The 12,876-nt window shown below is 63.7% G+C and carries 15 protein-coding genes; 5 read left to right on the top strand and 10 right to left on the bottom strand.

Going from position 1 to position 12,876, the window contains the following annotated elements; all coding sequences use genetic code 11:
• Window positions 1-10: 10 nt before the first annotated feature.
• On the bottom strand, window positions 11-259 hold the full coding sequence (locus QF092_RS04265) for a putative quinol monooxygenase (RefSeq protein ID WP_281467938.1): 249 nt from the start codon (window positions 257-259) through the stop codon (window positions 11-13).
• 26 nt (window positions 260-285) lie between these two features.
• The gene (gene guaA, locus QF092_RS04260) at window positions 286-1,863 is read right to left on the bottom strand and encodes a glutamine-hydrolyzing GMP synthase (protein ID WP_281467936.1); all 1,578 of its coding nucleotides are present in this window, start codon (window positions 1,861-1,863) and stop codon (window positions 286-288) included.
• 293 nt (window positions 1,864-2,156) lie between these two features.
• Between guaA and QF092_RS04255 the strand changes: the two genes are divergently transcribed.
• The gene (locus tag QF092_RS04255) at window positions 2,157-3,716 is read left to right on the top strand and encodes a trimethylamine methyltransferase family protein (RefSeq protein WP_281467934.1); all 1,560 of its coding nucleotides are present in this window, start codon (window positions 2,157-2,159) and stop codon (window positions 3,714-3,716) included.
• A gap of 52 nt (window positions 3,717-3,768) precedes the next feature.
• On the opposite strand, the gene QF092_RS04250 is transcribed toward QF092_RS04255, so the two are convergent.
• Window positions 3,769-4,071, bottom strand: coding sequence for a DUF6477 family protein (locus tag QF092_RS04250; RefSeq protein ID WP_281467931.1), 303 nt, complete (start codon window positions 4,069-4,071; stop codon window positions 3,769-3,771).
• Window positions 4,072-4,283: 212 nt separating this feature from the next.
• On the opposite strand from QF092_RS04250, the gene QF092_RS04245 reads away from it, so the two are divergent.
• Together QF092_RS04245 and lipA are read left to right on the top strand one after the other, a co-directional pair.
• Window positions 4,284-5,405 carry a DUF6456 domain-containing protein gene (locus QF092_RS04245; RefSeq protein ID WP_281469760.1) on the top strand — a complete coding sequence of 374 codons (1,122 nt, stop codon included), beginning with the start codon at window positions 4,284-4,286 and terminating at the stop codon, window positions 5,403-5,405.
• A gap of 117 nt (window positions 5,406-5,522) precedes the next feature.
• A complete protein-coding gene (gene lipA, locus QF092_RS04240) occupies window positions 5,523-6,473 on the top strand; it encodes a lipoyl synthase (RefSeq protein ID WP_281467929.1) in 951 nt (316 codons plus the stop codon).
• Between the two features lie 50 nt (window positions 6,474-6,523).
• On the opposite strand, the gene QF092_RS04235 is transcribed toward lipA, so the two are convergent.
• From QF092_RS04235 to hpt, 4 genes are all read right to left on the bottom strand, one after another.
• Entirely contained in the window at window positions 6,524-7,405 is an 882-nt protein-coding gene (locus QF092_RS04235) for a hypothetical protein (protein ID WP_281467927.1), read from the bottom strand.
• 101 nt (window positions 7,406-7,506) lie between these two features.
• The gene (locus QF092_RS04230) at window positions 7,507-8,391 is read right to left on the bottom strand and encodes a c-type cytochrome (RefSeq protein ID WP_281467925.1); all 885 of its coding nucleotides are present in this window, start codon (window positions 8,389-8,391) and stop codon (window positions 7,507-7,509) included.
• An 83-nt stretch (window positions 8,392-8,474) separates the two neighbouring features.
• Window positions 8,475-8,642 (bottom strand): hypothetical protein, encoded by a 168-nt coding sequence (locus QF092_RS04225; RefSeq protein ID WP_281467924.1) that lies wholly within the window; start codon window positions 8,640-8,642, stop codon window positions 8,475-8,477.
• A 4-nt stretch (window positions 8,643-8,646) separates the two neighbouring features.
• Window positions 8,647-9,186: a hypoxanthine phosphoribosyltransferase gene (hpt, locus tag QF092_RS04220; protein WP_281467923.1), complete on the bottom strand. Its 540-nt coding sequence runs from the start codon at window positions 9,184-9,186 to the stop codon at window positions 8,647-8,649.
• A gap of 70 nt (window positions 9,187-9,256) precedes the next feature.
• Between hpt and QF092_RS04215 the strand changes: the two genes are divergently transcribed.
• Together QF092_RS04215 and QF092_RS04210 are read left to right on the top strand one after the other, a co-directional pair.
• Complete coding sequence (locus QF092_RS04215) at window positions 9,257-9,712, top strand: type II toxin-antitoxin system RatA family toxin (protein WP_281467921.1); 456 nt, start codon at window positions 9,257-9,259, stop codon at window positions 9,710-9,712.
• 65 nt (window positions 9,713-9,777) lie between these two features.
• On the top strand, window positions 9,778-10,623 hold the full coding sequence (locus QF092_RS04210; RefSeq protein WP_281467919.1) for a CE1 family esterase: 846 nt from the start codon (window positions 9,778-9,780) through the stop codon (window positions 10,621-10,623).
• A 78-nt stretch (window positions 10,624-10,701) separates the two neighbouring features.
• Here the strand turns inward: QF092_RS04210 and QF092_RS04205 are convergent, their stop codons facing one another.
• Genes QF092_RS04205 through QF092_RS04195 form a run of 3 tightly spaced genes read right to left on the bottom strand, consistent with a single transcriptional unit; the run spans window position 10,702 to window position 12,787 of the window.
• On the bottom strand, window positions 10,702-11,172 hold the full coding sequence (locus QF092_RS04205; RefSeq protein WP_281467917.1) for a CinA family protein: 471 nt from the start codon (window positions 11,170-11,172) through the stop codon (window positions 10,702-10,704).
• A 5-nt stretch (window positions 11,173-11,177) separates the two neighbouring features.
• Window positions 11,178-11,660, bottom strand: coding sequence for a phosphatidylglycerophosphatase A family protein (locus tag QF092_RS04200; RefSeq protein WP_281467915.1), 483 nt, complete (start codon window positions 11,658-11,660; stop codon window positions 11,178-11,180).
• Entirely contained in the window at window positions 11,657-12,787 is a 1,131-nt protein-coding gene (locus QF092_RS04195; RefSeq protein ID WP_281467914.1) for a bifunctional 2-C-methyl-D-erythritol 4-phosphate cytidylyltransferase/2-C-methyl-D-erythritol 2,4-cyclodiphosphate synthase, read from the bottom strand. Before QF092_RS04195 ends, QF092_RS04200 begins: the two co-directional genes overlap by 4 nt.
• Between the last annotated feature and the right edge of the window lie 89 nt (window positions 12,788-12,876).

The following is a 12,876-nucleotide window of genomic DNA, read 5'->3' as shown; positions in this document are numbered from 1 at the left end:
AGACGGGGCGTCAGTCGCGCAAGTCCTCCACCCGGAAGTCGCGCAGGATGCTGCGGGTGGCGTCGAACCACGGGCTGCTGCGTGTGCGGGCCTGATGGGCGTCAAAGGCGGTGCGGTCGCGAAAGCTTTCCATCACGTCGAAGATCATCGGATCGTCGGTGTCGTCGATGGTGAAGGACAGGCAGCCCGCCTCGGCGCGGGTGGCCGCGATATGGGTGGCGCGATGCGCCAGCACGGCATCCCGTTCGGCGGGGGTCATGCAGACCAATCTTCCCGACAGCCGGATCATTCCAGTTCGATCGTGCCGGGCGGTTTCGAGGTGCAGTCGTAGAAGACGCGATTGATGCCCTGCACTTCGTTGATGATGCGCGTGGCGGTTTCGCCGAGGAAATCATGGGTGAAGGGGTAGTAATCCGCCGTCATTCCATCGACCGAGGTGACGGCGCGCAGCGCGAGCGCATAGTCATAAGTGCGTCCGTCGCCCATCACACCCACGGTGCGCATGGGCAAGATGGCGGCGAAGGCCTGCCAGATATCGTCGTAAAGCCCGTGCTTCCTGATCTGGTCGATATAGACAGCATCGGCGCGGCGCAGGATATCCAGCTTTTCGCGCGTAATCTCGCCGGGGCAGCGAATGGCAAGGCCGGGGCCGGGGAAGGGATGGCGCCCAATGAATTGATCGGGCAGGCCCAGTTCGCGGCCCAGTGCGCGGACCTCATCCTTGAACAGTTCGCGCAGGGGTTCGACGAGTTTCATCCCCATCTTTTCCGGCAGGCCGCCCACGTTGTGATGCGACTTGATCGTGACCGAGGGGCCACCACTGAACGACACGCTTTCGATCACATCCGGGTAGAGCGTGCCTTGCGCAAGGAAGGTGGCACCGCCCACGGACTTGGCGTGCTTTTCAAACACCTCGATGAAGAGGCGGCCAATGGTTTTGCGTTTCACTTCCGGGTCTGAAACGCCTTCAAGGGCGCCCAGGAAGAGGTCGGACTCATCGGCATGGATGAGCGGCATATTGTAATGGTCGCGGAACATGGTCACGACCTGTTCCGCCTCGCCCAGACGCAGAAGGCCGTGGTCGACGAAGACGCAGGTGAGTTGCTCCCCGATCGCCTCATGGATCAGGACGGCGGCGACGGAACTGTCCACGCCGCCCGAAAGGCCGCAGATGACCTTTTGGTCGCCCACCTGTTCGCGGATCTTGCGGATGGCCTCTTCGCGATAGGCGCCCATCGTCCAATCGCCTTTGAAGCCCGCGAGTCGGACGAAGTTTTCATAGAGTTTCGCGCCCTTGGGGGTGTGATGCACCTCGGGGTGGAACTGCACGGCGTAGAAATGCCGTTCCGGGTTTGCCGTGATGGCGAAAGGGGCATTGGGCGAAGTGCCAAGCACCTGAAAGCCCGGCGCGATTTCAGAGACATGGTCGCCATGGGACATCCAGACCTGTTCCCGCCCGCCATGGCCATCATCGGTATCGAACCAGCCCGACAGGATCGGGTGCGTGGTGGGCGTGGGCGTCACATAGGCGCGGCCGAATTCGGCGGTGCCGTGGCCGCGTTCCACCTTGCCGCCCAGGCAATGCATCATGACCTGCTGGCCGTAGCAGATGCCAAGGATCGGCACGCCCAAGTTGAAAACGCCTGCGGGTGGCATCGGCGCGCCCTCGGCGAAGACCGAGGCGGGGCCGCCCGAAAAGATCACCGCCTTGGGGGCGAACGTGGCCAGGAAAGCGTCGTCCACCTTGTTGAAGGGATGGATCTCGCAATAGACGTTCAACTCACGCAGGCGACGCGCGATCAGCTGCGTCACTTGGCTGCCGAAGTCGATGATCAGAAGGCGGTCATGGGTGCTTTGGGTCATGCGTTCGCGTAGCCTTTGCGCCCGGATTTCGCAAGGGGGGCTTGGGGAGATCGCAGGGGGTTCTCTCCCGTGGTGACCGGTTCTTGAACCGGTGGCAAACCAGTCGGCCCCCCTGACCATTTCAGCCAAGATGAAGCCATGGGCAGCGGCGGGGGATCGTGTCGCGGATGATCGCCGCGCATGTCGCTTTTCAACCGCAAGCGCCGCATTCATCCGGCGAGGGGCGGGGCTTTGGGCGCATAAGCAGGCAAAACATTCCGCCCCTTCGCGCGGCGGTAGCCATGGAGAGAGAGATGAGCGACGCGGATGTTGCAATGGCCGGGGCAGGGCGCAGGGCGCGGGGCGGCGGCGGTTCGGCCCGGCGCGCGGAACGCACGGCGGTCAGCCTTGAGACGGCGAAATTCATCCAGCGCAACATCCCGAATTTCGAGATTCTGAACGAAGAGGCGCTTGAGATCATCGAATGGAATGCCGAAACCGTTCTGGAAGAGATCGGCGTCAATTTCGTGGAAAACCCCGAGGCGCTGAAGCGCTGGAAGGATGCAGGCGCGGATGTGCAGGGCGAGCGTGTCCGCATTCCGCGCGGGTTGGCGCGGGCGCTTTGTGCTTCGGCCCCGTCGAGCTATACCCAGCACGCCCGTAACCCGGCGCGGAATGTGGAGATCGGGGGCAAGTCGCTGGTATTGGCCCCGGTCTATGGCCCGCCCTTCGTGCGCGACATGGAAGGCGGCCGCCGCTATGCGACGATCGAGGATTTCCGCAATTTCGTGAAGCTGGGCTATATGTCCAAATGGCTGCACCATTCGGGCGGTACGGTTTGCGAACCGACCGACGTGGCGGTGAACAAGCGCCATCTCGACATGCTGCTGGCGCATATGACTCTGTCGGACAAGCCCTATATGGGGTCGGTGACCGAACCCAGCCGGGCGGCGGATTCGGTTGAGATGTCGAAGATCCTCTTCGGGTCTGATTTCGTCGATCAGAACACGGTGATGACGAGCCTGATCAACATCAACAGCCCGCTGACCTTTGACGGGATCATGATGGGCGCGTTGGAGGTTTATGCCCGCGCCAATCAGGCGGCGATCGTGTCTCCCTTTATCGTCGGGGGCGCGATGGCCCCGGTGACGGTGGCGGGCACCCTGACGCAGGTTCTGGCCGAAGTTCTGGCGGGCGTGGCCTATAGCCAGCTGATCCGCAAGGGCGCGCCGGTGATCTTTGGGGCTTTCGTCACCTCGATCGACATGAATTCGGGCGCGCCGACCTTTGGCACGCCGGAAGCTGCGCATATCACCTATGGGGCGGGTCAACTCGCCCGTCGTTTGAACCTGCCCTATCGGTCGGGTGGGTCTTTCTGCGGATCGAAGCTGCCGGATGCGCAGGCGGCCTATGAGACGGCGAACAGCCTGAACATGGCGCTTTTGGCGGGCGTGAATTTCATGCTGCATGCCTGTGGCTGGCTGGAGGGGGGCCTCGTGTCCTCGTACGAGAAATTCGTGATGGATGCCGATCAGCTGGGCACGCTGCACCATCTGGCGCAGGGCATCATCATGGATAAGAACGGGCAGGGGATGGACGCGATCCGTGAAGTTGGCCCCGGCGGGCATTACCTTGGCTGCGAACATACGCAGGCGAATTTCAAATCGGCCTTCTGGCGGTCGGACCTGCTGGATTACAAGCCGTTTGAAACCTGGGCCGAGGAAGGCGCACGCGACACGATGCAATTGGCAAGCGAGCGGGTGAAGAAGCAGCTGAACGATTATCAGCAGCCCGCGCTGGATGACGGCGTCCGCGAGGCGCTGGAGGATTACGTGGCCCGGAAGAAGGCGTCGATGCCGGATGCGTTCATCTGATCTTTGACGGGCATGGCTTTGGGGGGCGTTCCTGACGGGGGCGCCCCTTTTCCTATTCTGCCCGAAGGGCGCGTTCGGAAAGAAGCGCGATCAGCACCTCCACATGCCGCAGGCAGGACCAGCCCGGATCATTGGCGCGGCGGGCTGTTTCCATGCGTTCTTCCAGAGCGGCCAGAACCTCTGTCACATCGGCCTTGGGGATGCCCGGACCAATCAGGCGCGGCAGGTCGCGTTGGCGGCGGTAATCATCCATCCCGTGGCGTGCCGCCGTGATCAGAAGGCGAGGGCGGCGGGTGCCAGGGGTGTTGGGCGTACTCTCTGTAGCGGGGCGGGTGAGGGCGGCGGCGGCGGGCATGGCATCCTCCTGACATGAAGGGGCCAGATTAGGGGGCGGCCTTGTGGTGTTGCGTGTTTCGCGGGGTCAGCGCGCGCTCCTGTCAGGTTTGATTGACGAATTGACTGTCAACATTGGATTTGTCCGCCCGAATTAACCTTTGGGTAACCAATTTCCCGCTTGGGTTGAATCGTGAGGGCCGTTGCGGTCTTGGCGCGGGCAGAAAGACGATGATGCAGCAGACCAGAACCCGTTCCGTGACCGAAACCCTGCCACCTTGGTTGCCCGAGTCCTTTCGGCATTATCTTGACCACACGGCTGCGGGCAGCAGCCTGCGCGCCTTGGCGCGGCGCGATGGCGTGTCGGCCTCGACCGTGCTGCGACAGGTGCGCCTGTGCGAGATGCGGCGAGACGATCCCCTTGTCGATGCCGCGCTGGAAAGCCTTGAGCAAGTGGTTGTCGCCGAGGGAACGGGGCCATTCCCAACCGAGGACGAGGATATCATGACAGCCCCCCTTCGCACCGATCCGATGCCGCAGGATGCGGCGACCCTTGCCGCCGAGGCGCGGCGCGTGCTGCGCCGTCTGGCCGAGCCGGGGGCAATCTTGGCCGTTTCAACCGATATGGAGCGGGCGGTCGTCTTGCGCCCCGAAGCGGGGGGCGGGCAGACGCGGCTTTGCACCGTGGCGCGCAGTGTGGCGCAGGCCTTTGCCCTGAAGGATTGGGTGGCTTGCGACCGTCCGGGGCGACTTTCGGCCTATGCGATCACGGCCACGGGGCGGGCCGCGTTGCGGCGGCTTTTGTCGGAAGATGAGATGCGGGCCGGTGGCGTGCGCGAGGCGCAATTCATCTATGCCGATCAGCATCGGGTCATGGAAACGCGCGACGAAGACGGGGCCGATGGCCCGCGCCGCATCCGCTATAATGCCGCCGAAAGCCCGGTCTGCGCCCTTGGGCGGAAGTTGGATCGGGACGGCAAGCCCTATCTGAGCCACGATCTGGTGCGTGTGGCCGAACGGCTGCGCGAGGATTTCGAATTGGCGCAGATGGGGCCGCGCGTGGCGCAAAATTGGGAACGCTTTCTGACGGCGGGGGATCGCGGCGGATATGGCACCGGGCCGAGCCTTGCCGAGGGGCCACGCGCGGCGCGGGACCGGGTGGCCGATGCGCTGCGCGATCTTGGCCCCGGCTTGGGGGATGTGGTGCTGCGCGTGTGCTGCTTTTTGGAAGGGATCGAGACGACGGAACGCCATCTGGGATGGGCGGCGCGGTCTGGCAAGATCGTCTTGCGTATCGCGCTGGAACGGTTGAAGCGGCATTACGACGAACAGGGAACCCGCGCGCGCATCGGCTAGTGGCCTGCGTCGCGCGCAAGAGCCTTGCGCCCGCTGCAAGGCGGCGCGGCAGGGCGTCCTGTTGCGCCGGGGGGGCGAAGCGCGTATTTCAGGGACATTCCTTGGGAGGACATCCTGTTGCGCGACCTCAAGCTTCCTGATCAGCGTCACCCCGAAAAGGCGCATCGGCCAGATAATGAACAGCCGAAGAAGCCCGCTTGGATCCGCGTGAAGGCCCCGACGTCGGAAGGCTATAAGAAGACGCGGGACATCCTGAAGGAGAAAAAGTTGGTGACGGTCTGCGAAGAGGCGGGCTGTCCCAATGTGGGGGAGTGCTGGTCGCAGGGCCATGCCACCATGATGATCATGGGCGAGATTTGCACCCGTGGTTGCACCTTCTGCAATGTGGCGACGGGCAAGCCGCAGGCGCTGGATGCCTTTGAACCGGGGCGGGTGGCCCATGCGGTGGAACAGCTTGGGCTGAAGCATGTGGTGATCACCTCGGTCGACCGGGATGATCTGGAGGATGGCGGGGCGGAGCATTTCGCCCAGACGATCCGCGCGATCCGCCATCGCGCGCCCGACACGACGATTGAGATTCTGACGCCGGATTTCCTGAAATGCCCGCCAAGCGCGCTTGAAACCGTGGTCGAGGCGCGGCCGGATGTGTTCAACCACAATCTGGAAACGGTGCCGGGCCTTTACCCAGAGGTGCGGCCCGGTGCGCGCTATTTCCATTCCCTGCGCCTGTTGCAGAAGGTCAAGGAGATGGACCCTGGCATGTTCACCAAATCGGGGATCATGGTGGGGCTGGGCGAGGATCGGCAGGCCGTGTTGCAGGTGATGGATGACATGCGGGCGGCGGATGTGGATTTCCTGACCATTGGCCAATATCTGCAACCGACGCCAAAACATCACCGCGTGGCGCGGTTCGTGACGCCGGATGAGTTCAAGGGATATGAGACGGCGGCCTATGGCAAAGGGTTCCTGATGGTATCGGCCACGCCTCTGACGCGGTCGTCCTATCATGCGGGGGATGATTTCGATCGGCTGCGCGCCGCGCGTTTCGCCAAGCTGGGGCGGGCATAAAAAAGGCGGGTAAACCCCGCCTTTTCAATATGTTCGCGCGCGATCTTCGATCAGAACTTGAAGCCGACTGAGGCGTCAATCGTCATGCTGGTGTTGTTGCCATCGGCGGCGCCGAACTGGGCATAGGCCCCGTTGTTAAAGCCATATTCCGCCTCGATCCCGATCATGTTGTTGTTGACCGTGCCATCTTCGGTCCGCAGATGCCCGCGCAGGGTCAGCGCATCATTCACCGCCACGCCCACATAGGCGACGGCGGCATCGGTTGACCCGACGATCCGCTGGCTGATCAGGTAAAGCCCCATGTCGAATTGCCCGGTCTTATGCGCCGCGCCAAGGGTGATGCCCAGATTGCCATCTTCGCCTTCCAGAACGCCTTCGATCTGGCTGTCGATCCCGGCCTGATATTCGCCCGCCACCTGCCAATGCAGGCCAGACCGATGGGTGACCTTGTGCAGCGACGCGCCATAGCGCAATTGACCCGCATCCATGGTGAAGCGCGCGCCGTAAAGCGCTTCGTTCAGTGACTTTGCCAAGCCAGTCGCAACCGAGGTGGTGCGCGCCTCAAACCCGATCTGCTGTTCCCGGATACCGGCGAAATCGGGGATATCGACCAAGGCATCGGCCACCGGTTGGGGTGCGCCGACGGCGACTTCTCCCATGCCCAACCCGAAGGTCAGGGCAAAGAAGGGCAGGGCCGTATCCGGCCCGGTTGACAGGTTTTCATCAATCTCGGCCCCCAGTTCAAAGCCGAAGGGGCCTTCGTAGCGCAACATAAGATCAGCGCTGGCCAAAGAGTTGGAGGCGCTGTTGCGGCGGGTATGTTCGAATTCGACATCCCCCGAAAAGCTGAGTTGTTCCATCCCCTGTGCGATAAGGGGTAGGGGTGCAAATGTCATCAGCAGCGCGATGGCGCCGCCTGCAAGCCTGTTCATTGGTCACACCATACTGCTCTGTTTTTTTTAAGACCTACCATGTATGGGGGTCTTCTGCAATCACAAGGCGGTCGGCGGATGGCGAACACTATCGGGCGTGGTCACTCGGCGGCGGGCAGCCGTTTCAGATAGGCCGCCACCGCCCTGCGGTCATCATCAGGCAGTTTGGCCATATTCGACACGACATGGGCCATATGTCCGCCTGCGCTGTCGAATTCGGGGGTGAAGCCTGTGGTCAGATAGGTGACGATCTCGCCCGTCGACCATGTCAGCTTGGCGGGGGTGATATTGGGGATGGTGCCTTCGCCCGATGGATTGGGCGCGCCTGCCAGCCAGCGCCCGGTGTCCATCCCGCCCAGCGCGTTGCGGGGCGTGTGGCATTCGCCGCAATGGGCGAGTGCCTCGACAATCTCACGTCCACGGGTTTCTTCGGGGGATAGATCGCCGGACAGCACCCAATCTTCGTTCAGGAACAGCAGTTTCCAGACCCCGACACTGCGCCGGATGTTGAAGGGAAAGCCCATGTCATGCGGCTGGCTTGCCACGTCGGAAGGGGGCAGGGTTTGCATATAGGCGTGGATGTCAGCCACATCCTGCGGCTGCATCTTGGCGTAAGAGGCATAGGGCAGGGCCGGGTAGTAATGCGCGCCATCAGGGGAAACCCCGCGCATCAAGGCATTACCAAGGTCGGCCACGCCCCACCCGCCGATCCCTTGTTCGGAAGGCGAGATGTTGGGGGCAATGAAGGTGCCGAAATCCGACGGGAAGCGCTGCCCGCCCGCCAGCACCAGTTCCGCATCACCCGTCGCCCCCGGTGCTGCGTGGCAAGAGGCGCAGCCTGCGGCGGTAAACACCAATTCCCCCCGCGCGGGATCGCCCGTCAGCCCGTCAAAGGTGGCGGCAGGCAGGGGATCGGGCGCGGTCAGCATCCACCCCCCCGCAGCACCGCCGAGGAAAAGGATGGCAAGGGCGGGAAGAAGGCGCATGATCCGGTCTCCGTCATCAGGAAATACCGGATCAGCCTAGCCGCCCTGCTGCCGTCCGACCAGTGACGAAGTCGCGAAGGGACCTAGGGCTTGATCTTCTGTGGCGTCAGCCATTCCGGCCAGCCGAACATCCATTCATAGCCGAAGATCAAAAGACAAAGGGCGATCACCCCGAACACCAGCTTGACCCGTTGGGGCGATGGCGGGTTGCGCGCCCATTGTGCCATCCGGATCAGCCATATCGGATTCATCCCGTCACCCCGTAAACCGTACCTTGCCGATATAGGGAAGGTTGCGATTGCGCTGCGCAAAATCAATCCCGTAGCCCACGACAAATTCATCAGGGATTTCGAACCCCGTCCACGTCGCCTTGATATCCACCTCTCGGCGCGACGGTTTGTCGAGCAGGGCGCATACCTCCAGCCGTGCGGGTTCGCGGCTGAGAAGCAGGTTCTTCACATGGTGGAGCGTGAAGCCCGTATCGACGATATCCTCCACCACCAGCACATCGCGGCCAGCGATTTCGCCGCGCAGGTCTTTCAGGATGCGCACTTCGCGGCTGGAATGCATGGCATCGCCATAAGACGAAGCTTCAAGGAAATCGACCTCCACGGGAAGGTCAATCTCGCGCACGAGGTCTGCGATAAAGACGAAGGACCCGCGCAAAAGGCCCACGACCACAAGCTTGTCGGTGCCTGCATAATGCGCCGTGATCTGGGCGGCGAGGGCTTCTACCCGGGCCGCGATCGCCTTGGCGCTGATCATCTGGTCTATGACATATGGCCGCTCTGGCATGCCCCACCCCTTGATTTCCCCGTCCCGTCTAACCAATACGGGGGACGGTGTCACGAAAGTCGCGCAGCCTATGCCCACGCATCACGAAATCAAACGCCTGCCTTACACGGCGCAGCAGATGTATGACCTTGTGGCCGATGTCGCGTCCTATCCGAAATTCCTGCCGTGGAATTCCGCCGCCCGTATCCGGTCGCGCAAACCCATGCCGGACGGGTCAGAGGTGATGGAAGCCGACCTCGTCATTTCGTTCAAGGTGTTTCGCGAAAGGTTCGGCAGCCGCGTGACCCTGTGGCCCGCCGCGCGAAAGATCGACACGATCTATATCGAAGGCCCGTTCAAGCATATGAAATCCACTTGGGCCTTCCGCGATGTCGATGGCGGCTGCGAGGTGGAGTTCTTCGTCGATTTCGAATTCCGCAACGCGATCCTGCAAGGGATCATCGGCGTGGTCTTCAACGATGCGATGCAGCGCGTGGTGCGCGCCTTCGAACGGCGCGCGGCGGAATTGCACGGGCCGAAGGTTTAGGGCGACGGAAAGCTTCGGCTGCGGCGTTCAGGGGAACAGTCCCGATCGCCAGTTGGAGCGTCGCCATGTTCCGTCTTGTCCTCTCCCTCCTCCTGCTTTTGGCGCTGCCAGTCGCGGCGGAAACCGTGCCTCTGGGGGATCGGTTCTACCGGATCGACCTGCCGCAAGCCCCGGCCGGTGCGCCTTTGATCGTGGCCCTGCATGGCGGCGGGGGTGGCGCGGATCAGTTCGCGCGAAATTCGGGGCTTTCGGCGCCGGCCAACGGACAGGGATATGCCGTCATTTATCCCGAAGGGACGGGGCGGGCGGCGACGTGGAATGCGGGCTATTGCTGCGGGCAGGCGCAGCGGCGGCGCGTGGATGATCTGGCCTTTCTCGATGCGGTGATTGCCGATGCCATTCGGCGCTTCGGGCTGAACCCGGCGCGGGTCTATCTGACGGGCATGTCAAACGGTGCGATGATGGCCGAAACCTATGCCGCCCAGCGCCCCGGAAAGGTGCGGGCGGTGGCGGGTGTGGCGGGCACTCTGGATACGGCGCGGGTCACGCCCAAGGGCCCGGTCCCGCTTTTGCACATCCATGGCAGGGCGGATGACCGGGTGCCTTATGCGGGCGGCATGGGCAAGGGCCTGCGCGCAAGCTTTGCCTCTGTTGCTTCGGTCGAGGCGGCGTTCCTTGCGCCCTTCCAGATGCTCGCCCGCACCGAACGGGTGATTGATCGGGCTGAGGATGGGATGCGCGTTGTGGAAAGAAACTATGCCGACAATGCCGGGGTCACCCAGATCCGCATCCTCACGATCGAAGGCGGTGGCCATGCTTGGCCCGGCAGCCGCCGCGCCCCCCGCCAAGGCGGCACGCGCGACATCACCGCCAATGCCGAAATCCTGCGCTTTTTCGCCGAACATCCCTAAAGCGGCGGGCTTCATCTTGGCGAAAAATACTCCGGGGTCCGGGGCAGGGCCCCGGGGGATGCGCCTGGGCGCGCGGTGTCAGGTCAAGGCCCGCGCCATCAACACCAGCGCATGGTCCACCGTGGCGCGGCGGACCTCGGCGCGGCCCAAGGGGCCGAAATCGACCGTCTCGACCAGTGTGGCCTTGCCCGCCTGCGCCAGCCCGAAACAGACGCGCCCCTCTGGCTTGAACTCTGATCCGCCGGGGCCTGCGATGCCGGTCACGGAAACCGCCAGCGTGGCAGTTGAGGCGGCAAGCGCGCCCTCTGCCATTTGGCGTGCGACCTCTTCGGACACGGCGCCCACAGCTTCCAGCGTCTCTTGCCGGACACCCAGCACCTCGACCTTTGCCGCGTTGGAATAGGTGACGAAGCCCCGGTCAAAGACATCCGACGATCCGGCCACATCGGTCAGGGCGCCTGCGATCAGCCCGCCCGTGCAACTTTCGGCGGTGGCGATCTTTACCCCCCAATAGCGGGCCGCTTGCAAGACCTCTGCCGCTGTCGCCATGCCTGTCACCCCATCAGAAACCCATGGGCGATGCCCGCCGCGATGACCACGCCGATCCCGGCAAAGATCCCGGCCCAGATGTCATCCAGCATCACGCCCGCCGCATCGCCCCGCGCATCGGCGCGACCGACGAGCCAAGGTTTCCAGATGTCGAAAAGCCGGAACAGAAGGAAGGCTGCGACCCAACCGGGATAGGGCATCCAGCCGTCAAAATCGCGCATCCAAAAGGCGAAGGACGGGAAGAGGAGGGCGATCCACTGTCCCGCCACTTCGTCGATCACCACTTCAGACGGGTCTTCCCCCGGCCCGCAGACCGCCTTGCAGGCGGCAAAGCCTGCCACCAGCACCGCAGCCGTGGCCAAGGCCAGCCCCGGAAAGCCTGTGTATCGGTCGATCACCAGCCCAAGGGCCAGTGCGGCCGCCGACCCCCAAGTTCCCGGCGCGGGGCGCATCAGGCCCAGGCCGAAGACCGTGGCAACCCATCTCATGCCTTCACCAGACAGGCGGTGGCCAGCGCGGCAATGCCCTCTTCCCGCCCGGTGAAGCCAAGGCGTTCAGAGGTGGTGGCCTTCACGCTGACCCGGTCTGCATCCACGCCCATGATCCCGGCCAGCGTCGCCTGCATGGAAGCGGCGTGGGGGCCGATCTTGGGGCGTTCACAGACAAGCGTCACGTCGCAGTTGCCAAGCTCATAGCCCTGTGCGCGCATCAGGTCGGCCGCGTGGCGGAGGAAGATATCGCTCGCTGCCCCTTTCCATTGCGGGTCGGACGGCGGGAAATGCCGCCCGATATCGCCCATGGCCAGCGCGCCATAGATCGCGTCCGTCAGGGCATGCATCCCCACATCCGCATCGGAATGGCCCAGAAGCGCGCGGTGATGCGGCACCTTCACGCCGCACAGCCAGACATGATCGCCTTCCGTGAAGGCGTGCACGTCATAGCCATTGCCCAAGCGCACATCCATCCTTCGCCCTTTCAGGATCGCCTCGGCCCGCGCGAAATCGCCGGGAAAGGTCAGTTTCAGATTGGTTTCCTCGCCCTCGACGATGGCGACGTCAAGCCCTGCGGCACGCGCCACCTCGACATCATCCGCTGCCAATCCCACATGGCTGCGATGCGCGGCAAGAATCGCGTCGAAGCGAAAGCCTTGCGGTGTCTGTGCGCGCCAAAGCCCGGCGCGGTCTTGCGTGCCTGCCACAAGGCCGTCTGCCCCGCGCCAAAGCGCATCGGTCACGGGCAGGGCGGGGGCCGCGCCGGGATGGGTGTCAAGCGCGGCCAGAACGCGTGCGATGACGGCGGCGGACACCAAAGGCCGCGCGCCATCATGGATCAGCACGCGCTGGATGCCCGCGCCATCAAGCGACAAGAGCGCGTTGCGGACGGATGAATCGCGGGACGGGCCGCCTTCAACCAGATCACAGCCCTGCGCCACGGCCTCGGCCTGTGCGCGGTCATCGGGATGGATGGTGACAGTGATGCGGTCCACCTTGCCCCGGAATGCGTCAATCGTATGGGCCAGAACGGGCCGCCCGGCCAGCATCTGCCATTGCTTGGGCACATCGCCCCCGGCGCGGCTGCCACGCCCTGCGGCGACGATGACGGCTGCCGTTCCCATGGTTTGTGCGACTCCTCTCCACGCGCGGCTTGCGCTTTGGTCCTTCCTAGGCCACACCGCGCCGCCTGACAATCTGGCGCGCCTTCGGG

The sequence above is a fragment of the Fuscovulum ytuae genome (assembly GCF_029953595.1).
Taxonomy (GTDB): Bacteria; Pseudomonadota; Alphaproteobacteria; order Rhodobacterales; family Rhodobacteraceae; genus Paragemmobacter; species Paragemmobacter ytuae.
The sequence above is the reverse complement of the archived record's forward strand: the minus strand, read 5'-3'. Positions and strand labels throughout refer to the sequence as shown.